The sequence below is a fragment of the Nocardia sp. NPDC052254 genome, from assembly GCF_040679495.1.
GTDB lineage: Bacteria > Actinomycetota > Actinomycetes > Mycobacteriales > Mycobacteriaceae > Nocardia.
On record NZ_JBFAUW010000001.1, the window covers coordinates 253,132 to 275,140 of the forward strand.

At 66.9% G+C, this 22,009-nt stretch carries 21 protein-coding genes; 9 read left to right on the plus strand and 12 right to left on the minus strand.

Annotated elements, in window-relative coordinates:
* The first annotated feature begins 76 nt into the window (after nucleotides 1-76).
* On the plus strand, nucleotides 77-1,654 hold the full coding sequence (locus AB0L57_RS01220; protein ID WP_364955153.1) for a serine/threonine-protein kinase: 1,578 nt from the start codon (nucleotides 77-79) through the stop codon (nucleotides 1,652-1,654).
* A gap of 37 nt (nucleotides 1,655-1,691) precedes the next feature.
* Here the strand turns inward: AB0L57_RS01220 and AB0L57_RS01225 are convergent, their stop codons facing one another.
* A complete protein-coding gene (locus AB0L57_RS01225; RefSeq protein ID WP_364955156.1) occupies nucleotides 1,692-2,612 on the minus strand; it encodes an SMP-30/gluconolactonase/LRE family protein in 921 nt (306 codons plus the stop codon).
* Between the two features lie 160 nt (nucleotides 2,613-2,772).
* Nucleotides 2,773-4,296, minus strand: a complete 1,524-nt coding sequence (locus tag AB0L57_RS01230; RefSeq protein ID WP_364955159.1) for a hypothetical protein — start codon at nucleotides 4,294-4,296, stop codon at nucleotides 2,773-2,775.
* A 125-nt stretch (nucleotides 4,297-4,421) separates the two neighbouring features.
* Between AB0L57_RS01230 and AB0L57_RS01235 the strand changes: the two genes are divergently transcribed.
* Nucleotides 4,422-4,994 carry a TetR/AcrR family transcriptional regulator gene (locus AB0L57_RS01235; RefSeq protein WP_364955162.1) on the plus strand — a complete coding sequence of 191 codons (573 nt, stop codon included), beginning with the start codon at nucleotides 4,422-4,424 and terminating at the stop codon, nucleotides 4,992-4,994.
* 51 nt (nucleotides 4,995-5,045) lie between these two features.
* On the opposite strand, the gene AB0L57_RS01240 is transcribed toward AB0L57_RS01235, so the two are convergent.
* On the minus strand, nucleotides 5,046-5,909 hold the full coding sequence (locus AB0L57_RS01240) for an alpha/beta fold hydrolase (protein WP_364955165.1): 864 nt from the start codon (nucleotides 5,907-5,909) through the stop codon (nucleotides 5,046-5,048).
* A 106-nt stretch (nucleotides 5,910-6,015) separates the two neighbouring features.
* On the opposite strand from AB0L57_RS01240, the gene AB0L57_RS01245 reads away from it, so the two are divergent.
* From AB0L57_RS01245 to AB0L57_RS01255, 3 genes are all read left to right on the plus strand, one after another.
* Nucleotides 6,016-6,495, plus strand: a complete 480-nt coding sequence (locus AB0L57_RS01245; protein ID WP_364955168.1) for a CGNR zinc finger domain-containing protein — start codon at nucleotides 6,016-6,018, stop codon at nucleotides 6,493-6,495.
* A 497-nt stretch (nucleotides 6,496-6,992) separates the two neighbouring features.
* Nucleotides 6,993-7,526, plus strand: a complete 534-nt coding sequence (locus tag AB0L57_RS01250; RefSeq protein WP_364955170.1) for a VOC family protein — start codon at nucleotides 6,993-6,995, stop codon at nucleotides 7,524-7,526.
* A gap of 647 nt (nucleotides 7,527-8,173) precedes the next feature.
* Complete coding sequence (locus AB0L57_RS01255) at nucleotides 8,174-8,728, plus strand: hypothetical protein (RefSeq protein WP_364955172.1); 555 nt, start codon at nucleotides 8,174-8,176, stop codon at nucleotides 8,726-8,728.
* Between the two features lie 43 nt (nucleotides 8,729-8,771).
* On the opposite strand, the gene AB0L57_RS01260 is transcribed toward AB0L57_RS01255, so the two are convergent.
* On the minus strand, nucleotides 8,772-8,945 hold the full coding sequence (locus AB0L57_RS01260) for a hypothetical protein (RefSeq protein WP_364955175.1): 174 nt from the start codon (nucleotides 8,943-8,945) through the stop codon (nucleotides 8,772-8,774).
* 109 nt (nucleotides 8,946-9,054) lie between these two features.
* Nucleotides 9,055-10,074, minus strand: a complete 1,020-nt coding sequence (locus tag AB0L57_RS01265) for a tetratricopeptide repeat protein (RefSeq protein WP_364955177.1) — start codon at nucleotides 10,072-10,074, stop codon at nucleotides 9,055-9,057.
* A gap of 446 nt (nucleotides 10,075-10,520) precedes the next feature.
* On the opposite strand from AB0L57_RS01265, the gene AB0L57_RS01270 reads away from it, so the two are divergent.
* The 4 genes from AB0L57_RS01270 to AB0L57_RS01285 all read left to right on the plus strand — a co-directional run bounded on the left by AB0L57_RS01270 (nucleotide 10,521) and on the right by AB0L57_RS01285 (nucleotide 12,592).
* Nucleotides 10,521-10,730, plus strand: a complete 210-nt coding sequence (locus AB0L57_RS01270; protein ID WP_364955180.1) for a hypothetical protein — start codon at nucleotides 10,521-10,523, stop codon at nucleotides 10,728-10,730.
* 32 nt (nucleotides 10,731-10,762) lie between these two features.
* On the plus strand, nucleotides 10,763-11,263 hold the full coding sequence (locus tag AB0L57_RS01275; RefSeq protein WP_364955183.1) for a helix-turn-helix domain-containing protein: 501 nt from the start codon (nucleotides 10,763-10,765) through the stop codon (nucleotides 11,261-11,263).
* Between the two features lie 13 nt (nucleotides 11,264-11,276).
* Entirely contained in the window at nucleotides 11,277-11,636 is a 360-nt protein-coding gene (locus tag AB0L57_RS01280) for a hypothetical protein (protein WP_364955186.1), read from the plus strand.
* Between the two features lie 548 nt (nucleotides 11,637-12,184).
* Complete coding sequence (locus AB0L57_RS01285; protein WP_364955188.1) at nucleotides 12,185-12,592, plus strand: hypothetical protein; 408 nt, start codon at nucleotides 12,185-12,187, stop codon at nucleotides 12,590-12,592.
* A gap of 697 nt (nucleotides 12,593-13,289) precedes the next feature.
* On the opposite strand, the gene AB0L57_RS01290 is transcribed toward AB0L57_RS01285, so the two are convergent.
* From AB0L57_RS01290 to AB0L57_RS01320, 7 genes are all read right to left on the minus strand, one after another.
* Nucleotides 13,290-14,486 (minus strand): ABC transporter substrate-binding protein, encoded by a 1,197-nt coding sequence (locus AB0L57_RS01290; protein WP_364955190.1) that lies wholly within the window; start codon nucleotides 14,484-14,486, stop codon nucleotides 13,290-13,292.
* A gap of 45 nt (nucleotides 14,487-14,531) precedes the next feature.
* A complete protein-coding gene (locus AB0L57_RS01295) occupies nucleotides 14,532-15,245 on the minus strand; it encodes an ATP-binding cassette domain-containing protein (protein WP_364955192.1) in 714 nt (237 codons plus the stop codon).
* The gene (locus AB0L57_RS01300; RefSeq protein ID WP_364955195.1) at nucleotides 15,245-16,036 is read right to left on the minus strand and encodes an ATP-binding cassette domain-containing protein; all 792 of its coding nucleotides are present in this window, start codon (nucleotides 16,034-16,036) and stop codon (nucleotides 15,245-15,247) included. The genes AB0L57_RS01295 and AB0L57_RS01300 overlap by 1 nt, the downstream gene beginning before the upstream one ends.
* On the minus strand, nucleotides 16,014-17,978 hold the full coding sequence (locus AB0L57_RS01305) for an ABC transporter permease (RefSeq protein WP_364955198.1): 1,965 nt from the start codon (nucleotides 17,976-17,978) through the stop codon (nucleotides 16,014-16,016). The genes AB0L57_RS01300 and AB0L57_RS01305 overlap by 23 nt, the downstream gene beginning before the upstream one ends.
* Nucleotides 17,975-19,198 carry an acyl-CoA dehydrogenase family protein gene (locus tag AB0L57_RS01310; protein WP_364955201.1) on the minus strand — a complete coding sequence of 408 codons (1,224 nt, stop codon included), beginning with the start codon at nucleotides 19,196-19,198 and terminating at the stop codon, nucleotides 17,975-17,977. Before AB0L57_RS01310 ends, AB0L57_RS01305 begins: the two co-directional genes overlap by 4 nt.
* On the minus strand, nucleotides 19,195-20,598 hold the full coding sequence (locus AB0L57_RS01315; protein ID WP_364955204.1) for an NtaA/DmoA family FMN-dependent monooxygenase: 1,404 nt from the start codon (nucleotides 20,596-20,598) through the stop codon (nucleotides 19,195-19,197). Before AB0L57_RS01315 ends, AB0L57_RS01310 begins: the two co-directional genes overlap by 4 nt.
* Nucleotides 20,599-20,860: 262 nt before the next feature.
* Nucleotides 20,861-21,889: a helix-turn-helix transcriptional regulator gene (locus AB0L57_RS01320; protein WP_364955207.1), complete on the minus strand. Its 1,029-nt coding sequence runs from the start codon at nucleotides 21,887-21,889 to the stop codon at nucleotides 20,861-20,863.
* Nucleotides 21,890-22,009 lie beyond the last annotated feature (120 nt).

Consider the following 22,009-nt stretch of genomic DNA (forward strand, 5'->3'; position numbering starts at 1 on the left):
CGGCTGTCCGGCTCGTGTGTGATCGAGCGCGAGCCCGCGCGGCGGGCAGGTGATGGGGAAGGAAAGACAAGTTCAGATGCGCCCACCAGAACCCGGTGATCCGGCGACCATCGGCCCGTACCGGATCCTGGGGGTGCTGGGTGCGGGCGGAATGGGGAAGGTGTACCTGGGCCGCACGGCCGGCGGGCGCACCGTCGCGGTCAAGGTGGTCCGCCCGGATCTGTCCGGGGATCCGGGATTCCGCACCCGTTTCCGCCGCGAAGTGGGCGCGGCCCGGCGCATCACCGGCACCTGCGCGGTCGCGGTACTCGACGCCGATGTCGATGCCGAGCGCCCGTGGCTGGCCACCGCCTATGTGGCCGGGCTGTCCCTGGGAGAGGTGATCGAACAGTTCGGGCCGCTGCCGGAACCGGCCTTGGCGCCGCTGGCCGCGGGACTGGGACGCGCGCTCGCCGAAGTACACGCCGCGGGGGTGGTGCATCGCGATCTCAAACCGTCGAATGTGCTGCTCACCGTCGACGGGCCCCGGCTGATCGATTTCGGGATCGCCCGCGCCGCCGACGACGGTGGCACCCTCACCACCACCGGCCAGATCATCGGTTCACCGGGTTACATTGCGCCCGAACATATCTCCGGCGAGGCCCCGGTGGGCCCGGCCGCCGACATCTTCGCCCTCGGCGGAGTACTGGTCTACGCCGCCACCGGCGAGGGACCGTTCGGCACCGGCGATTCGATCAACATGCTGTGGCGGGTGATGTACGAGCCACCCCGGCTCGACGCGGTACCCGGCGATATCGGAGCGCTCGCGGCGGCCTGCCTCGACAAGGATCCCGGCAAGCGCCCGACACCGGAACAGATCGCCGGAATCACCACCGCGATCTCGGACACCGGCGCACTGCCCGCGGCGATCCTGGAAGCCATCGGGCGGCGAGCGATGGCGGTGCTCGACCTCGACCACGCCACGGCACTGCCACCCACCGCGGCGCCGGCGCCCGCGGCACGGCCGGCGGCCCAGGCCCGGTTCGCGACCACCGGTGTCGCGACCGGTCCGCCGGGTGTCCCGTCGGCGCCGTCGCCGAGCCCTGCCCGGCCGATGGCGCATCCACCGGGCGCCGGCACCGTGCACACACCACCGCAACGGAATTCGCCCCGCCGGCGCACCCTGGTCCTGGCCGCCGCGGTGGTGGTGGTGCTGGGGGCCGTCGCGGCGATCAGCACCACCCTGGCCTTCCGCTCCGCCTCGGCGAACCGGCCCGCGGCCACGCGCCAACCGGCCACCTCCGCTGCCGCGACGACCACACCGGCGGGTGAGCGCACGGCCATGCCGCCCGCATTCACCGGAACCTGGGCCGGCATGGCCACCGACGGCGCGGTCCAGTTCCGCATCGTGGTCACTTTGCACGACGGCTCGGTCGGCACCGAGGTGGGCACCGCGACGAATACCGGACAGAACCAGGGAACGACCTGTAAGCGAGCCGAAACTCTCACCGCCGCAACACCAGTCAAGATCAGTCTGCGGGCCCGGCTGCTGTCGGGATTCCTGTGCACCGACGACAATCAGCCCTCCACTCTGGTTCTGCGCGACGACGGCGGTGTCAACTATTCGATGACCGGCCCGATCGGCGCGATCACCGGAACCCTGCACCGCCGCTGAGTCCGCCTCGCCCGCGGCCGAACGGAGCCGCGATGAATCAACGTGGCAGCTCGACCACCGCGATGGCCGATTCGCTGAGGCTGCCCAGATACAGCCGCCCGTCCATTTCGGCGGCTCCGGTCACCATCGCGTATTCGTCACTCGGCCGCTGCAGATCGTGCACGAGCGAACCGTCGAAGTCGTAGGCCTGCGCCCAGGTGGTACGCGCGGGCTTGGGCTGCAGTGCGGGCGGTACCGCGCGCACGATGCGCCGCAACACTCCCGGCAACGGAAGTAGCATGTCCAGCAACCGGTTTCGCGGCGACACCAGGGCGACCCAGATCCGCCCGTCGCTGCCGAGCCCCATATTGTCCGGGCAGCCGGGCAGATTCTGCACCAGATGGTCGGTGATGCCTGCGCGCGGTCCGGTCAGATGGTGACGGGCGATCCGGTAGGCGGCGGTCTCGGCGATCAGTATGTGTGACCGGTCCGGCGCGAGCACGATTCCGTTGGCGAATTCCAGCCCGTCCACCAGGATTTCGGGATGCTCGCCGGGGGAGATGCGATACAGCCGCCCGGTCCCGGAGTGTTCGAGGATGTCGCCCATGTAGTCGTCGAGCGGATAACGGCGGCTCGATTCGGAGAAGTAGATCGTGCCGTCGGTATCGGCGACCACATTGCTGGCGAAGTTCAATTGTTGTCCGTCGACCTGGTCGGTGACCGTCTCGAGGGTGCCGTGCGGGCGGTCCAGGCGCAGCAGCCCGCGCTGGGCATCGCAGATCAGCAGCGAACCGTCGGCTGCGGCGTGTAGCCCCAGTGGCCGCCCGCCGGTGTGACCGATCTCCTCGACGGCCCCGGTGCCCGGGTCCACGGCCAGCAGTGCCCCGGACGCGATACCGGTCAGCAACCGGCCGTCCGCGGCGACGACGATGTCCTCGGGTCCGGCACCGGGCAGCGGCAGCAATCGCGGTCGCGGCATCGGCGGTGTACTGGAGGAGTGGTGGGCACGGGCCGGAGCCGGTGGGGGAGTCCAGCGATTCGGGCGAAACGACATGGCTCACCCTAATCCGAATTCAGCTCCGGCCCCGGGGTTGCGCCCATGCGGTCGGCCGGGCACGACACTTCCTCGAGCAGACCGCTCAGACTGCGAGCACGACTGCGGCGGGGCCGTCGAAGTCGAGGCCGAAGGCGCCCGCGGTGGCCGATACGCGCTGCGGGGGCGCCGGGGTGAAGGTACCGTCGGCGGCGACTTCGGCCCCGGCGAACCGGACATCGGCGGTCGCGTACGGCGAGGGACCGGTCAGCCATCGCGCGGCCGCGGTGTCGGCGCCGGTGCCGACGACCCGCACGGACACCGACCGGTGTGCCGCGCGGGCGACATCGGCGACGACGACCGTGATGTGGCCATCGGGCATCCGCACGGCGTGGGCCGACACACCGGCGCCTGGATCGGATACCTGTGCGGGCAGGAAGGTTCCGCCGCGCAACTGCGCCATCAGCAGGCCGGCGTAGAACGGCGGCTGTGCGCGCAGCCGGCCGGATCCGTCGGCCAGGCACACCCAGGCGTAGCTGCCGCAATCCTGCGGTTGCTGGTGCATGTCGACGCCGGTGATTCCCGAGCTCGCCGCGGTGAGCAGGTAGTCGAGGGTCCAGAGTGCGGCACCGAAGGTGTCGGCCACGCCGGGTTGGCCGTTGCCGGCGACGCTGTTGGTCTCCGACAGGTGTGGTTCGACACCGGCGGTGTCGGCCTCGTGCACGATGTCGTCGATGAACCGGCGAGTGCGGTCCGCGGTGTCCGTGCTGTTGAGCTGATCGACCATGTCGGCGGGATTCGCGCCCGGCGTGCGGAACAGTGGGTAGTAGTGCTGGTCGAGGAAGTCGCCGTTCTGGCCGAATGCGTCGAGGTAGGCCGAACGAAATGCGCGGGCCCGGGGTTCGAGGGTGGCACCGACCACCGACGCGGGCGCGGCCATCGCGGTATCGGGGCCTCCGTAGCGCAGGCCGGGCGCGGCCGCGTCCACGGCTGCGCGGTACGCGCGCACCTGATCGAGGTATGTGTGCTGGTCGTAGGGTTTGAGTTGGGTCATCGGGAACACATCGGGTTCATTGCCGATCTGTACCGAGCGCAGCATCGATCCCATCGCCTGCTGGGCGGTGCGGATCTCGTCGGCGGCCGCGGTGGGATCGTTCGCGCCGAGGTTCACGCCCAGGTCCACCGGCCAGCCGATCTCACGGGCGAGCCGGCCCACTCTGGTGAGATCGGCTGCGGTGATCACCGGTCCGGGGACTTCCGCGGGCGCGTCGTGTTGCCACGGTGTCCTGTCCACGGCGTTGGCCGAGAATCGCAGCGTGCCCGGGCCGAGATCGCGTAGGAGCGCCGCGAGGTTGCCGGTGTCGGCGCCCATCCACGGCTGGTGGAGCTGGTCGGCCTCCCAGGACAGGCCGAGGAAGTTCTGCGGGAGAACCCGGCCTCCGGTCGCGGCGGCATCGACGGTCACGGTGATCACCTCGGGCTCGGCCCGAGCCGGCGCGGCAGGTGTGATGACCGCGGTCACCGCCAGCGTCGCGACCACTCCCGCCCACCGGCGGCGGGGAGGCCGTAGGCGGGACACGACGGCGGGTTGCGGTTCGAGGGGCACCGAGACCTCCTGGGCGGCGGGCATTGTCGATGGGTGCGGGGTGCTGAGGTGCGCCACATGCACTACATTGGAGACATGATTGTCTCTTATGCGGCGACGGTACATCGTGCCGACAAGAGACGCAATTGACTCTTATTCGGGAGGAAGGCATGCCGCAACGGCGCCGGGGAGCCGAACTGGAACACGCTCTGCTCGACGCGGCATGGGCGGAATTGACTGAGCGCGGGTATGCCGGTTTCACCATCGACAAGGTCGCCGAACGCGCGCACACCAGCCGCCAGGTGATCTATCGACGCTGGCCCGACCGGCATGCGCTACTGCGAGCGACCTTCGCCCACGCGGTCGAACGCCACAAGGCCCCGCTGCCGGACACCGGGACACTGCGGGGTGATGTGCTGCTGATGATGCGCGCGGCCAACTCGCTGGCCGGTGAGGTCGCGACCCTGCTCGGCGCACACCTCGCCGGCTACTTCCACGAGACCGGCACCGGTCCGGCCGATCTCGGCCTCACCCTCGGCCCCGGAGCGACCAAAGGCATCGACATCGCCATCGCCCGTGCCGCCGAACGCGGCGAGGTCGACCCGCGACGAATCACCGAGCGCATGAAATCGCTGCCCTTCGACCTGCTGCAGCACGAGTACATGATGACCTTCCGTCCGGTCGCCGACCACGATGTCGAAGAGATCCTCGACACCCTGTTCTTGCCGCTGGTGCAACCCTGACCCCGCGCACCGCGTCGCCGACAGCCCGAGCGCCACAGTGGTTTTCCCGGTTCACAGCACCCGGCCGAGAAATCCGCGCAGATATCCGGCGACCACGTCGAGGTGGCTTTCGAGCAGGAAATGACCGCCGTCGATCAGATGGACCTCGGCATCTTCGGCGTCGCGGGCGAAGGCGCGCGCACCGGCGGGGCCGAAGATCTCGTCGTTGCGGCCCCAAATCGCGAGCACGGGAACCCCGCTGGTGCGCAGGAATTCGTGCAGCAGCGGATAGAGCGGGCGGTTGTTCACGTAATCGCGGAACAGTGCCAGCTGGATCTCGTCGTTGCCCGCCCGGGAGACGAGCGCGGCGTCGTGCTCCCAGGTGTCCGGGCTGACCACGCTCGGGTCGGGCACGCCGTGCAGGTACTGCCAGCGAATGGCGTCGGGGGTGAGCGCGCCGCGCACGACGGATTCGGTCTCCGGTCCGGGGCTCGCCGCGTACGCCCAGAGGCCCGCCCAGAACGAGTCGACAAAACCGTCCTCGTAGCCGTTTCCGTTCTGGGTGATCAGGGCCGAGATCCGTTCGGGGTGAGCGAGTGCGAGCCGCCAGCCGATGGGGGCGCCGTAGTCCTGCACGTAGAGCGCGTAGCGGTCCAGGCCGAGGTGGTCGAGCAGCCCGGAGGTCAGTTCGGCGAGGGCGTCGAAGGTGTAATCGAATTCCCGCACACCGGGGGCCGCGGAGTGCCCGAAGCCGAGATGGTCGGGGGCGATGACGTGGTGGTCCGCCGCCAGCAACGGAATGAGTTCGCGGAACATGAACGAACTGGCCGGATATCCGTGCAGCAGAACGATCGCGGGAGCGTCGGCTGGACCTGCTTCGCGGTAGAAGAGCTCGTGGCCGTCGATGGTGGCGGTCCGATGATGCACCGATCTCATCACTAACCCCTTCGATTTTTTGATCCGGTTAGGTAGTAGTCATGCAAACATGTGATGCACTAACCTGTCAATGGATTTTATCCGGTTAGATGGAGGTGGCGCGCGGATGGATATCCTGCTGGAACTGCTCAACAGCAGGCCGCTGGTCGACGGCGAGGAGTGCGACGCCCTCGGCGACCCGGCCGCGGGTGGGCGCTGGGCGCGGGAGCGTGGCGGCGACGGCACCCGTGCCGAGCTGATGATGCTGCGTGAGGCGCGAGACATCTTGCGCGACATCGTCAGTGGGCAGTGCTCGCCCGCCGCGTTGACCCCGCTGCTGAAAGGGGTCCGTCACGTCCCGGAGGCGACTCCGGACGGCCTCCGGTGGACGCTGCACACTCCGCGGCATGCCAGGCTGGCGGTCGAGACGATCCTCGCCTGGGCCGCTACCGAAGAGCAACTACCCGGCCGGCTGCGCCCCTGCGCCAACGACAGATGTCAGCTGTTCCTGCTCGACCGTAGCCGGGCCAACCGTGCCCGCTGGTGCTCCATGGCCACCTGCGGCAATCGCGAGAAGGCGCGCCGACACTATGAGCGCACCCGCTGATCACGTCTCGACCGGCCGCGCATCCGAAATGCTCCCTCTGTACGATTTTTCTGAAATCGCCCCACTTCACAAGTGGGTCCGGCTATGTTCACCGCTACGCCGGACAAGCGGCGATGAGAAAGTCGGAGGACACCGTGGAATTTCTTGGCTCTGTCGCCGGTATCGCGCAGATGGTCATCGGCACCATTCTGGCGAACACCGGATCGGGTGGCTCCGGCTCCGGCTGGTGAGCACGACGGATTCGGCTCGCGAATCGCGAGCCGAATCCGGCCGACGGCCCTCGGCACCGCAACGATCACTGCCCTTGCCGCTGTGAACCCTTGCGCCGAAAGAGTTTTCCCGCCCGATCCACGAGTCGACCGGCATCGCACCGCAGCGCTCGTGCCCGTTGTCCGGGACGGTCGTTTCGATTGCCGGTGGGGCCGGGGGAGTATGTGGGACAACGGTGTACGCCCGATGCGCGGGCGCGATGTTGCCGTCGAGGAGGGCGGCCGGACATGCGCGGGATCAATCACGTCGTCCTGTACGTCTCGGAGCTGCGGCGCAGCCTGCGGTTCTATGAGGAGGTCTTCGGCTTCCAGCGCTTACCCGGCGCCTTTCCCGGTGGTGCGTTCCTGCGATACCCGGGCTCGGCCAACGACCACGATCTCGGGTTGTTCCAATCGCGTGGTCCGTCGAATCCGGCACCCGGTGCGGTCGGGCTCTATCACGTGGCATGGGAGGTCGACACCCTCGCCGAACTCGCGGCGATGCGAGAACGCCTGATGACTGCCCGAGCGTTGACCGGCGCGAGCGACCACGGTTCCACCAAGGCGCTCTACGGACGTGACCCCGACGGTATCGAGTTCGAGGTGTGCTGGCTGGTACCCGACGAGTCTGTCGAGCAGGCGCTGGCTCCGGGCACCCCACCGACCGCTCCGCTCGACCTCGCGGCCGAGATCGAGCGCTACGGCGCCTCCACCCCGGGTGGTCCACGCACCGATCCGGCTGTGTGGGAACGGCTGGCCGCACGACACGCAGCCGGTTCCTGACCGGATGCCGAGGCGCGGTGCGTGAGGTGCGGATCGCGCCTTGCATACTGCCAGCCGGTGCCGGTCCCGAGGCGATAGAAGGTGGTGTTGGACCGCCGGATGAACGACGACCTCGCCCGTGCGCCCAGGTCCGGCTCGAGCATGCCACGGCGGTTGGCGATCAGATCGAGCGACCGGCCGTCACGGAAGACCCGGAACGGTCCGAACAGGTGGGCGCCGAAGGTCGGTGGCAGGGTAGTGTGCGTCGAATAGACTGCAGCTGAGTTGATTTCAGTGACATTTGGTATTCCGGTAGACGAAACGCTACCCGCTCGTCCCGGAACAGCCGTGTCTCGGAATGACTCGACGGCGCCGACGGCGCCGGTCCGAACCCACCGCGCTGTCACGATGGTCGTTGAGCCGTGATGTGTGGACGTGCCGCATGAAGTCGTTGCACTGCAGGCTATCTGGAGCCAGGCGGCTGCACATCGATGTGCGATCGGTGGATCCGGGCTTGGATCCACCGCCCCGAAGTTGGTTGTGACGACCACACGGGGCGGCGCCCACCATGACCATCCGAGACCGATGCCAGAATGTCGGCGTGCGATTCGACAAGCCGTTCTCGATGTCGGCGTCGAGGTCATCGACCTCGACGAGGGGCCGATCCGATGACTGAACCGAACGTCGAGCCCGCCCGGCTGATCCGCGAGATTTTCGCCGCCGCCGTATCGGACGGTCTGCATCCCGATTCGGTGCGCGGCGCCTCCGACGCCCAAATCGATGCGTGGGCGACCGAACAAGGCGCCCGTGCTGTCCCTCTGGCGGTCCGCGAAGTACTTCGGTTGCTGGGGCGCGAGCATGGACTCTGGCTGGCCGGCAGCTCGTTCGGTGTGCACGCCGTGCGCGGGGAGGCGAAGAACCATTTCTTTGCGACGCTGTCCACGCTGGGCGACCCGCTCGACGATCCCGAGGGCGCCCTCGTACTGGTGGACCACCAGTCGTACACGTTCCACGTCGTCGATGGCGCGGAAACCGACCTGCCCGATCCACCCGTTTGGCTCGTGACCGAGGCAGAGACGGCCGAAAAGCGCTGGGACACCGTGTCTTTCTGGTTCCAGGCGGTGACACCCGACGTCGCCCGCTATCGAGAACGTCTGGAAATAATGCAGGAACTGGGGCATGGGCGAATTCCTGGCTGGGCGCGACATATCGCCCCGCGCTGACGGCAGTCCACACCCCGAGTGCGGCCGGCCACCATCGCCGCGGTCATTCTTGCAGCTTGCCTATGAACTTCGCGACCTCGGGGAGCCCGGCCTCCTCCAGGCGCTTGCCCACCGCCCAGCGGGCGAGCATGTCATCGCCCAGCTCCGCCTCGATCGACTGCAGCTGCTCCACGTCTATCGCCATCGGCGCCCTCTCCTCGTCACTTGAACACCTCACGATCTTCCTCCGTAACATGGTTTCGGGCAACAGCTTTCGGACACGGCGACCTCGTCCTGCGGCCTCCCGTGCAGTGACTTTCTCACAGCTGATCGACCAGAGGGGCCGGTCAGTGGTCCCGTCTGTTCATGCGTGCGTTCTCGGCGCGCTGGTACCAGGTCTTGGCTTCCCGAAATTTCCAGCGAAGTTCCAACAGCACCCCCAGGTTGTGCATCGCGGTCCAGTCGCCGGTCGCGGCGGCACGGCGATACCACAGCTCGGCTTCCCGAAATTTCCAGCGCCGCCTGAGCAGGACTCCCAGATTGCTCATCGCGCCCGTCTCGCCGGCGTCGGCGGCACGGCGATACCAGGCTTCGGCTTCGCAAAATTGCCGGCGGCGCTCGAGCGCATTGCCGAAGTTGAACATCGCGGTCGTGTGACCGGCGTCGGCGGCGCGCCGATACCAGATTTCGGCATCGGCGAGTAACCCGCGCGACTTGAGCAGGACCCCGAGGTTGTTCATCGCGTCCGGATGGCCGGCGTCGGCGGCTCGGCGGTACCAGGTTTCGGCTTCGGCGACCGCACCGCGGTCTCGGAGCAGCAGTCCGAGGTTGTTCATCGCGCCGGTCTCGCCGGCGTCGGCGGCTCGGCGGTACCAGGTTTCGGCTTCGGCGTCATCTCCGCGTTCCTGGAGCAGCACCCCGAAGTTGATCATCGCTTCGGTCTCGCCGGCGTCGGCGGCTCGGCGATACCAGCTCTCGGCTTCGTCCAGATCGCCACGACGCTTCAGCAGGAGGCCCAGCGTCGCCATCGCTTCCGTGTGGCCGGTGTCGGCCGCGCGCCGAAACCACCCTTCGGCATCGGTGATATCGCCGCGATCCCGGAGCATGAGCCCCAGCAGGTTCATCGCGTCCGTGTGGCCGCGGTCGGCGGCGCGCCGGTACCAGGTGTGGGCTTCGCTCGGTTTCCCGCGCCGGTCGAGCAGGATGGCCAGGGTTACCATCGAGTCCAGGTGGCCGGTGCCGGCGGCGCGCCGACACCAGGTTTCGGCTTCGACTGTTTCCCCACGCTGCATCAGCAAGGCTGCCACCGTGACCATCGCGTCCGCATCGCCGGCCTCAGCGGCACGCTGGTACTCCCGAATGATCACCTTCGGATCTGCTTCAGACACAACACCATTCTGCCTCAGCCGCCTGTGGTCCCAAACGGTCTGCGCGAGTCGGCATCGATCACCCCGAGGTCGGAATCGAGGTGCTGTACGCCCGCTCTGGTAACCGCTTCCTCATCGCTACCGGGCGCCGCCCGGAGCCGTGAAGCTTCGGCCGCTCCTCCGAAGCTCGTTGGATGCGGTCAGGCCGCTCACTGGGTCTCGAACATCGGGGTACCGCTCGACAAGGCACCCACCACGACTCGATTCAGCGCGCCGAGCGAGAAGAGCGGCCGGCTGGCTCGACCTCCACGATCAGGCAGCCGTCGCGCTCGGCTTCCTCTTCCGCGCCGCAGACGCGCCATGCTGTCGTGGTCAGCACGTCGTGGTGGTCCCACACTGGTTCAATCCATCGTGTGAATAGGAAACACACCGGGAAGAATGTTCGGGTGGAGGATGATTCGCCTCCGGCAGACGCCCTCGAGGAGGTTGCCGCGGGGCTCGCCGCGGTCGCTTCCGGCCTCGGCGAGGAGGTGGGTGGCCCACCCACGCTGGCCGAGTTCCTGGATGTCCTGGGCTGGGCCGCTCCGGTTGACAGCGAGGCCACGGACGGCACCTTCCCGCCTGGAAATATCCTTTTCAGGAACGGTCGTTCTTGACTGATCGTTCCTCAAATGTCTATTGTCGTGGCATGGGCAGGCGAAGGGCGTTCGACGAGGACGAGGTGGTGCGTGCCGCCGTGGAGTTGTTCGGTGGGCGCGCATACGACGGGGTATCCATCGACGACCTCGTCACCCACCTGGGCGTGCACCGCAACAGCCTGTACAAGACGTTCGGCAGCAAGCGTGGCCTCTACCTGGTTGCCCTGCGCCGCCACCTCGCCGACGACGTCCGCCCCTTGGCCGAAGCGCTCGCCGCGGCAACCGATGCCGCGACCGCGCTGCGACTCGTCACGTCGGCCGACCTCGGTCTGCTACTGCTGGCGGCGGTCGACAGGGCACCGGCCGACGAGGAGGTGACCGCCGAGGTGGCCGCGGCGCTGGCCGCCGTCGACCAGGCGATCGCCGACGCGCTCGGCATCTCCACCGACCTGGCCGCCGCCCTCACGGCTGCCGCACTGGGCATCCGCCTGCGCGGGAACCCCGACGGGGTCGGCACCGCGCTGACCCAACGCCTCGATCCGCTCAACTGACAAGGAAATAGCTATGGCACTGGTCAACATCGACGGCGACGACCTCATTGTCGTGATCGAGGGTCTCGACAAGCTCTGGGCCTTCAAGAGCAGCCTGACCATCCCGCTGACCAACGTCCGCGGCGCGACCGCCGACCCCGGCATCACCGCCGATCCCAAGGGGATCCGCGCGCCGGGCGCCCACGTACCCGGCGTGATCACGGCGGGCACGTTCCACCTCGACGGCGAAAAGGTCTTCTGGGACGTCAAGGATCCGTCGAAGGCCATCGTGCTCGAACTCGCAGACGAGCGCTACGCCCGCCTGGTCCTGCAAGTCGACAACCCGCGCGCGACCGTCGCACTGGTCGAGAACGCCCTGCACGGAAAGAGATGACCCGATACGTTGGCGCGGCGGGGACTTCGGCGCCGAACCCGCCAACCACAGGACCGTTCCCCAGTCGCCATCGGGGCGTTCCTCCCTGGCGGCACCACTCCCGGAACTCCGCACGCTGTGACTCGCAGGAGTAGATGGCGGTGTCCTCGCAACGCCAGTTGGCGCTTCGGCTGCGGCGCGGCCAAGGCCGCGGCCTGCCCGTCACCGCACCCCACCGGAAGCTCGTCGGGCGCTGCTGGCCGCCGCCGAAACAGTCGGTGAGAGCGCTTCGGCCGCCGACCGCAAGGCATTTCGGATCTACCGGGATCGACTGCACAACCGGACTGCATGATGATCAATGAGCGGGTGTTGGGGTGTACCCCGAACGGACGCACCTTCAACAGGCCCGCGTGTGTCGGGAAAGGCCCGCAGATGCGCGTCGGCGTGTCATGGTGCCACCACCACTGGGGAAGTGATCGACGCGAAGGGTTGAATGCGTCTCATATTGTCGCTATCTCATACTTTCCAGGTTTGCCCGCACCAGCGGACACTGAACGGATGTGTAATCGATGCGTGTACTCACCCAGGCGGTCAGGTTGGCTCTCGCCGCATCGGCGGTCGTTGCTGGATCAATAGCTGTGGCCGGACCGGCGAATGCGGTCGCGACCCCGGCCGAGGCATGTGGCAGCAACTACCACGAAATCGATCACCACGACATCCCCGGCGCGCGAATTCACCTGCTCTACAACGGCACCACCAACTGCGTGGTCACGACGAATGACAACCCGGGAACGAAAAAGTACATGCTGGCCGGAATATCGTCCGACAAGCACCCCGCTGCCATCAATGACTCGGGCGTATTCGCCTACTACGCCGGCCCGGTGAGGCTCGATGCCAGAGGTATCTGCATCATGTGGACAGGTGCCTCCGGCTCGATCACGTGGGTCTCACCGGAGTCGCAGTCGCACTGCGGCTGATCCCCGCCAAGCACATGTCCGGCGGGATGCCCGCAATCCCAGGGACTGGTTCCGGGTATCCCAGACTTTCTGCAGCCCACCCTCTTCGCAGATGTGGAACCGGCCGCGGCCACGCGATCCAGACGACATCGGGTTCTCCGCGCGGAGAACACCGGCCCCCACCGGGTTGCACGCGCCCGGAACCGGCTGTGTCTCCGGATGACTCGTCGGCGCCGCCAGCCCCGGCCCGCTACCCACCGCACCGTCACGACAGTCGTAGAACCAGTCCTCACAGGCTCTGAGGACTTGACGTTCGGCAAGGGCGGCCAGGCCGCGCTTCCAAGGCGAGCGCGCCGGAGCGAGGCTGGTCGCGGCCAACGCGCGCCTCGATCAAACAGACGCCGCCGCAACAACCTCGGCGGCGGACTCGTCGGCCTGTTCGGAGCCCCCGTGTCGGTCGCGGTCGACGCGATCAGCTACCTCATCGATGCCCTACTCACTGCGCGCAGTCGAAGCCGCTGTGGCCTGCCCAGCGCACATACTCGTCGAGAATGGTGACGCCGCGCGATTCCGCCGAGGGCTTGTCGGCCATGGAAGATCCGGCCGGTATGTCGTGTGCGTCGGCTCGTCGGCCAGCTGGGCCTCCCAGGCCGCGAATCCGGCCGACGAGCCGACGCGTCGCGCACGGTCGGTGCTGGGCAGTGGCCGTGTTGCCTGCTTACCCCGTGATCGGTGTTTTGTGGATGGCGCTGAATGGTTGTGAGCTGTCGACTTCGATGCGGCCGTTGGCGATGTGTCCGGGGAATGCCCATAAGTTGGCTTGTCGTGGGGCGGTGGGGACGCCGCCGTCGGCGCTTGTGAAGTCGAGTGGATGTAGTACGTCGGTGCGGAAGTCGGTGAGGTTCTGTGTGTGTTCGCGGAAGGACGCAGCGGTTACCGTCGATAGTTTCCGGGCTTCTTGTGCGAAGGTCCAGACCGCGAGCCAGTCGGTCGTCACGGAGCCGTCGTGGGGCGTTTTGATGCGGTGGTCCGGATCGTACTTCGCGAGTTGGTCCTCGTATTGCTTCCAGGTGGGGAACCGGTCTGCGTCCTCGCCCTTTTCGAGGGCCACGGAGTTGGGGATGCCGGATGCGGAGACCAGATCGATGGTCGCGTCTTCCATGACGTTGTTGCTGAGTACCAGAGGGATTCGCAGGTTCTGGTCGACCGCGGCCCGCAACAGTGCGGTGAGTTTTTCCGGTGTGAAGATCATTCCGCCCCAGACATCCGGTTTCGCCGCTGCCACCTGGGCGATGACGGGTGCGAAATCGGTTGTCTCCGGCGGGATCTCGATGACACGGACGTCGTCCACACCGGCGTTGTGATAGCCGAGTTTCGCGTTCTCGATGTAGGGAGTGTTGCCCGAGAATGCCACGTAGACGGCGCGTTTGGGTTTGAATCGCAGGCCGCCGAGGTAGGTACCCTGCGCCGCGCCGGCGCAATTGAGGGCGGCGATCATCGACAGGTCGTTGCGGACGTCGGCGGCGGCGCAGCCCATCGGGAACCAGTTGACGACGCCTGCCTTCTTGCCGATCTCGGCGAGGCCGTCGTTGCTGTTGCCGCCGATGAACGCGACGACCTTGTCCTGATTGACCATTTTCCGAGCACCCGCGACGACATTCGCGGGCTGGCCTTTGGTGTCGTAGACGATGACCCGCAGCTTCTTGCCGTTGATACCGCCTTGATCGTTGACGGCCTTTTCGGCGACCTGTGCGGCGAGGGCGGGATCTTGAAATGCTCGTGGTGAGGAGGACAGTGGCGCGATGAATCCGACGTTGATGGTGTCGGAGTTGTCGCTCGATGAGCACGCGGTGAGTGAACCGGCGGTGAGTGCGGTGGCCGCGAGTGCGGCGATCGTCCATCTGGTTGTGTGCATGGCTGCGAGGCCCCACTTTCTACGGGACGGGTGTCGGCGGTGCCGTCATGGGTGGAGGTAGGTGTTTTCGACGTGGTCCTGTTGTGCGGCCAGTTCGTCGGCGTCGAGGTCGAGCGCGGTTGCGCCCTCGGACAGCACCAGGGTGCGGTCGGCGATGGCCAGAGCGGTGTCGACGTGCTGTTCGACAACGACGACGGACAGTTGGCGGCGAGTGGTTTCGGCGCGGACGACCCGGGCGATGAGGCCGCGGATGGCCGGGCTCAGGCCGAAAGTCAGTTCGTCGAGCAATACCACCCGAACGTCTCGCAGCAGCGCTCGGCCGACTGCCGCGAGCTGCTGTTGCCCGCCGCTGAGGCTGCCGGCTGCGACGCCGCGGCGTGGGGCCAATTGCGGGAACAGCGTGTAGAACTCGTCGTGATCGATCTTGGCCAGCGTCAGGTTCTCGTCGAGTGTGAGGCTGGCGAACAGGGACCGCCCCTTGACCACGAGCGACAACTGATCCCGGCAACGCCGGTAGGGCGCACCGGTCAACGCCGTCCCGTTCACCCGGATCGTGCCCGCGGCCGGTGTGACGAATCCCGAAATCCCCAGTAGCGCACTGGACTTGCCGGCACCGTTGCGACCGATCACGCAGGTGACGGTTCCCGGTGGTACCCGCAGGTGGAAATCCCACAGACCTGCGCCATTGCCGTAGTCGACGCGCAGTCCACGTACGTCGAGGCCGTCGGTGGCGCCCCTTGCCGTTTCGGTCGCGCTCATCATGCCGCACCGACCGGGGCGGCGAATTCGGTGTCGTCGGGTTGTTCGCCGAAATAGACGGCTCGCACCTGCGGAAGCTCGAGGATGTCGGCGGTGGGGCCGTGTGCGATGAGTCGTCCTTCGTCCAGGAGATACACCTCATCGCAGACCGCGCGCACCACATCGAGGTTGTGCTCGATGAGAAGGATGCCGAGACCGTCGTGATCACGCAGCGTTGCGATGGTGTCGGTGACAGCGCGGCGGGCATCGAGGCTCAACGCGGCCGCGGGCTCGTCGAGCAGCAACACCTGTGGGTCCTGTGCGGCGGCGCGTGCCAGATTGACCCGGGCATGCCAGCCGAGTGACAGCTGTTCCACGGGGGTGCGGCGATAGCGAGTCAAGTTGTGGCCGTCCAGGATATTTTCCACACGGTGTTGTGCCGAGTCCACCGGCCTACCGAATCGCGCCAGGTCGCGCAGGAGATTCTTGCGCAGGCCGATCTCGGCCGCACTGAGCAGATTCTCTTCCACTGTGAGGTCTTCGAACAGCAGATAGTCCTGAAAGGTGCGGGTGATGCCCAGACGGGCACGTCGAGACGCGCTGAGTCGGCTGATCTCGCGGCCGTTCAGCCGGACCGAGCCGGATCGCGTCGGCTGGTAACCGGCGACGGCGTCGATGGTGGTCGATTTACCTGCTCCGTTCGCGCCGAGAAGTCCGACGACGGTGGCGGGCGGGACCGTGAGCGATACCCCGTCGAGGATGGTGCTCGCTCCGATCGTGACGGTGAGATCACGCACTTCGAGCTGCGACACCGGTTTCTCCTTTCGATGTGCTGCCCTGAACAGGGGGTCGGACCTCGTCGCGTCCGCCGTGCAGCACGGTTCCCGCCGCGGGCCACCGCCGGGCCAGCAGCGTTCGCCCGCGCAGGAATTGGCCCACGACACCGTCGGGTTCGGTTGCCAGGACCCAGATCATGTTGGCGGCGAAGAACAATGACAGCCAATCGTTGATATCGGGCGCGAACGAGAGCAGACTCGCCATCAATCCGCCCGGCGCGAAGGCGCCGGCCAGGACCGCGCCGACCAGATAACCGGAACCGGCGAGGATCACGAAGGCGATGAGCGCCAGCGAATCGGAGTAGTCGAATCCCTCGAGGCGGATGTCGCCCTTGGCGATGAAGCCGCGTTGGACCGCGAACAGTGCGCCAGCCAGCCCCCACAGCAACGAGGAAATCAGCAGCCCGGTGAATTTCGCCCGGGCGGCCACGATTCCCAGAGCCGCGGGCAGCCGCTCGTCCTGTCTGACGGCGAGGATGTAGCGGCCGGACGCGGATCGGCGCGCATTGGCCACCGCGATCGCCGCGATCATCAGCACCGCCCACGTCAACACCGCGAAACCGCGAGGATTGCCGATATTTCCCACGTCGATGCCGAACAGGTGGGTATCGCCGACGGTCCAGCCATCACGACCGTTGAAGAAGTAGTCCACCGCGAAGACGACGGTCTGCAGGATGGAAGCCACCGCCAGCGCCCCGATGGTCACCTCATATACGCGGGCACGCACGAACAGCACGCTCAGCACGATGGCGCACAGCGCGGCCGCGCCCACCGCACCCGCTGCGGCGGTGAGCATTCCGTATCCGCTGTCGCTGAGGGCCCCGAAGACGATCATCGAGACACCGGCGATGCCGAGTGGCAGGGCGTTGACCTGGCCGGTGAAACCGATGGAGACGACGATCCCCAGGGCGACGAGACCGAAGATCGCGGTCAGACTCAGCGCGTCGACCACCGTCCCGGTTGCCGTGAATATCAGAACAAGCACCACGACGAACCCGGCCGACAACGGCAGCGGGCGAATTCGGCCCGACCCGACGTGGAAGACCGTCGCTACCTCGCGGGTGCCGCGTGCCATGTCCGTGCGGGCGGCCACGACCAGTACCGCCAACGCGATCACGTGCGGGACGGCTCGCGCGACTTGGGCATTGATCAAACCCGTGCACAAGCCCTCCAGCACGCCGGCCCCCAGCCCCACCGCCAGTGCCGCCGGGAAATTCGAGAACTTCGCCGCCAGGGCCGCCCCGAGAGCCGGGACCAGCAGCGTGGTGAGGGCGGTCGGTGACAGCTGGGTGATCGGCGCGACCAGAATGGCACTGATCGCCGCGAGTGCGCCGGACAGTCCCCACGCCAGCGAACCCCACAAGCGCGGATTCAGGCCGATGGACTGAGCCCCGAGGTCGGTGTCGCGCAGGGCGGTGGTGATATGGCCGAATGCGGTGCAGGTGAACAGCAGATGCAGCGCGATCGTCGCCACGACGGCGACACCGGCGAGTAGCAGCCCGATCGACTGCACCCGCACACCCACAAGGTCGAAACCGCCGCTGACCAGAAACGACGTGACCGTTTGCTGATGATTGGTCCACACGATGCGAACCACAGCCTCGAGCACCAGCATCAGTCCGATGGTGATCAGAATCCGCGTGATCGCCGGCGCCTTGGCCAGCCGCTTGCCGGTCAGCGCGAAGAACACGATACCGATCACGGCACTGACCACGATGCCGATCACCATGGCGAACCCGACTGGAAAACCTGCTTGGGCGAACAGTTTCCAGAACACGTAGGCGCCGAACATCCCGAGCGCGCCCTGGGCGAAATTGATGACGCCCGTACCTCGATACGCGGCGACCAGGCCGAGAGCGACCAGTGCGTAGGCGCCACCGGTCGACAGTCCCAGTGCGGCATAGGTGAGCAGGTTCACGACGACCGGTCCCGCAGGTCGATTCCGCTGAGCCAGGCACGGAAGGGAGAGGTACCGTTCAATTCGTGGTCGCCGATGCTCACCAGGCGATGCGGGGTCGGATTGTGGCTGGCGAGGGTTCGGGCGTTGCGCCAGTGCCGATCCCAGGCACGGCCGCCGTCGACCGCGGAGGCACCGCCGACATCGAACGCGCGTCCCGCGGCGGTGAGTACGGTATCGATCACCGCGACCTGGGCCCGGTAGACCTCCGTCTCGACAGCGTCGAACAATTCCTCGGTGGCTGCGTCCGCACGCATCGCGGTGTCGAGGTCCGCGAGAGCGGCACCGATCCGGCGGGCGAGCGTTTCCGCGACATAGCGGGCGGTGCTGACTTCGCCGACGACCGATTGGATCACCGCATCCGCGCGGGGGACAACCCCCGCTCCCTGACTGAAGTACCGCGTGCGCTGTCGGACGTAGTCGAGCAGGTCGGTGTGCAGGCGTCGCGCGATTCCCGCCAGCGTGGCGATGTGCCAGAACTGTGCCAGCGACGTGCCGTAGCTTCCTGGTGTGACACCGTCGGGCAGCTGCGGGGTGTCGGTGATGTCGACGGCGTCGAATCGTGTGGTTCCGCTCGCGGTCAGTCGTTGTCCGAATCCGTTCCAGTCGTCGACCAGCGTCACGCCGGGGGCGCCGGCGGGCACGATCACGTGGGTTACTCCCGACGGTGCCTCTCCGGCGGTGATGATCCAGTCGGCGTACAACGATCCTGTGCTGTAGTACTTCTCGCCGTCGACGATGCGCCGGCCGTCGCGTTCGGTGACGGTCGTGGAGAATCGCGGCACGGTGGTGGCCGAGCGCTCGGTGTACGCGCCGCCCAGCAGCTCTCCCGCGCCGATCCGCCGCAACCAACGCGTGCGCCCCTCGGAATCGGGCGCGTGCACAAGTGCTTCGGTGTAGAGGAAGTGCGCACGCAGAATCTGGGTGAGATTCGAGTCCGCCGCCGCCAGATCCAGCAGCAGCTCGGTCAGCTCGATCACCGTGAGGCCGGATCCACCGTATTCGGCCGGAACACGTAGCGCACCGAAGCCCGCGCGCTTCAACTCGCCCACCAGATCGTGCGGCAGCCGGCGGCCCGAGTCACGCTCCGGCGCTGTCTCGGCGATGCGGGCGAAGATGTCACCGAATCGGTCGGGCGACGTGCCCGCCTGGCTGGCGACCGGGGTTTCGGCAGTGCTCATGCCGCACCGCTCACGGTGGTCGGCGCCGACAATCCGACGGTCCGGGCGCGGTGGTCCGGTGCGATCCGGTCACCGTTGCCGAACAGTTTGTGCCGCAACGTTCCCGGCTCGTACTCACGCTGCGCCAGGCCGCGCTCCTGGAGGACCGGCACGACGTGGTCCACCCATTCCGGCCACCAGCCCAGCGTGGTGACCGGTACCACGTTGAATCCGTCCACCCCGGCGGCGACCCAATCGGCGACGTGGTCGGCGATCTGCTCCGGCGTGCCGGCGAACTTCCCAGGCAGCAGCCCCTTGGTCAGCAAGTACTCCCGCCACGACACCGCACTGGGGTCGAGCTGGGAATCCGCGGCAGCCCGGAAGATCGAACGCACATGATCGCCGAGTTGCACCCTCTTCGCGAGTTCATCGAGCGGGGTGTCCGGGTCCACCGACGACAGATCGATCCCGCTGCCGCCACTCCAGAATGCTTGCAGCGCATCGAAATCGATGTTGTCACGGAAGTATTGCTGTTTACGCCGCGCCTCTTCCTCGGTGGAGCCGATGATGGTCGACAGTGCCACGATCTTCTTGAGTGCCTCCGGTGCCCGCCCGGCCGCGCGAGCCGATTCGTCGAGTGTCGCGATATCGGCGCGAGCCGTCTCGGGTGTCAGTGACGGCAGGAATGTGACCTCTGCGTTGCGCGCTGCGAAATCTCTACCGGCAGTAGAATTTCCGGCCTGGAACAGGACCGGCGTCCGTTGTGGTGACGGTTCCACCAAATGTGGTCCCTCGACCTTGTATCGCTCACCGACATGGTCGATGGTGTGAATCTTGTCCGGATCGAAGAACTGCCCGCTCTGCGGATCGTGGCGCACCGCACCGTCTTCCCACGAATGCTCCCAGAGCTTGTAGGTCACATCGACGTACTCCTGTGCCCAGCTGTAGCGCTCATCGTGACCCACGATGGTGTCGTGGCCGTAATTGCGGAATCCGTTGCTGAGATAGGAGGTCACCACGTTCCATGCCACGCGCCCGTGGGTGTAGTGATCCAGCGAGGACAGTCGACGCGCGAACGAGAACGGATGATCCTGAATGATGTTGCTGGTCAGTGCGATGCCGAGATGCTCGGTGACATATCCGAGCGCCGAGACGATGGTGACCGGATCGTTCTCCGGAAACTGTGAGCCGGCCCGGATCGTGGTCTTGCCGTCGCCGAAATCCAGGTCGTAGACCCCAACGACATCGGCGATGAACAGCGTGTCGAAACGGCCACGCTCGAGCGTCCGCACCACGTCGACATAGGGCTGGAGATCCTTGTAGCCGTACTGCACTCGCCCCTCCGGCGTCCGCCAGAAGCCGTGACTGTGGTGGTTGGGCGTCAGATGCAGGAACGCGTTGTAGATCGGTGGCCGTGGCATGACGAGACCTTTCTGGCTGGCACTTGTCCGGGACTGCTCCGGACGGCACACAGCCGGACCCGAGCGGGCGTTGCAGCACCAAGGACTGACGACGCCATGGCAACCAGTATCAACAGATTGAAGTAATACTTACAAGGCGACAAGACCTCACGCGGGCGTATTAATCACCACTTCAAAAACTATCGGCCGGAACCGGTATCGAGTGCTAGCCGTGGGTGAACCCCACGTCATGCGCAGCCGATCGAGTCTGCGCTCTGGCTGTTCAGAGACAGAACAGAACGGCATCCTCGGAACCCAGGTTCGACACCGAGACCCCCGTTGCGCGTTCGACGGCGAGGATGTCTCCCGATCGGGCCAGGGTGCGTTGCGGCAGCCGATCGACCTGGACGAAGCCGCTGCCGATCATCAGGGTGACGTGGCCACTCGACCCGATCGGCGGGTTGAGAGTCCCGCCGGCGCCGAGAACGTACCCGCGTGCGGAATCCTTGGACACCAACTCACGTGCGGACCGTGTTCGCGGCGGAGCGAACTGGGCTGAGATACCGGGGCGTTGCTCGACCACGATGAAGTCGACGCCGCCGCGCAGCAGGTCGTCCAGCGCCACGCCGAGTTGGCCGGCGACTTCGAGTGCCGTCTCCAGCGAGAGGCCGAGGCGGCCGCGTTCCATCTGCGAAATCGCGCTCGCGCTGACGCCTGCCCGGCGCCCGAGTTCGGTTTGGCTCCAGCCCTTCTCGATTCTCGCGTGCCGCAACCCGGCGCCCAGATGCGCCGCGTTCATCGATGAACGCCGGCCGCCGACCGACGCCTGCGGTGCGAGCGCGATCCGAGCCCGGGCGGTCCGGCGTCCGTCCGCGCGCAGAATCGTCATGTCGTTCTCGTCGAGTCCGAATACGCACTGCATCGACCACGCCCACGGCGCGGCATCGAGAACCTGTCGCGACACGAGCCAGTGGCACACAGCGCCGGATCGAAACACCGTCCGGGCGCACTCACCGAGACGACCCGACCATGGTGGCTCCAACAGTTCGGCATCGACTTCGGACAGATCTACGACGAAGGTGCCAGTGACATCCTGACTCATCCGGTCGAGGGAATCGAGATCGAGCACCTCCACATCCCGCCCCGCCGCACTGGTGATGAGGTCCCGCAGCGCGACAGCAGAACCGCTCTCGAAACCCCAAGCGACGTTCTCCCCGGAGATGAAAGGCCCGATTACGCGGTCTACACCGGATATCCCACTACCGGGTCCGTCCGCGGCCGGGCCCGACCCCAGCTCCATCGTGCGTCCCATACCCCGCATCCGTTCATCGACCTGCAACCCCCGGCACCCGCCGCCCTGCCTGCAACGAGCGTAGCCAATGCCGCAGCCGAGGATGCCGCCAGAGCAGACGGGCATCGCCACGCCGCCTAT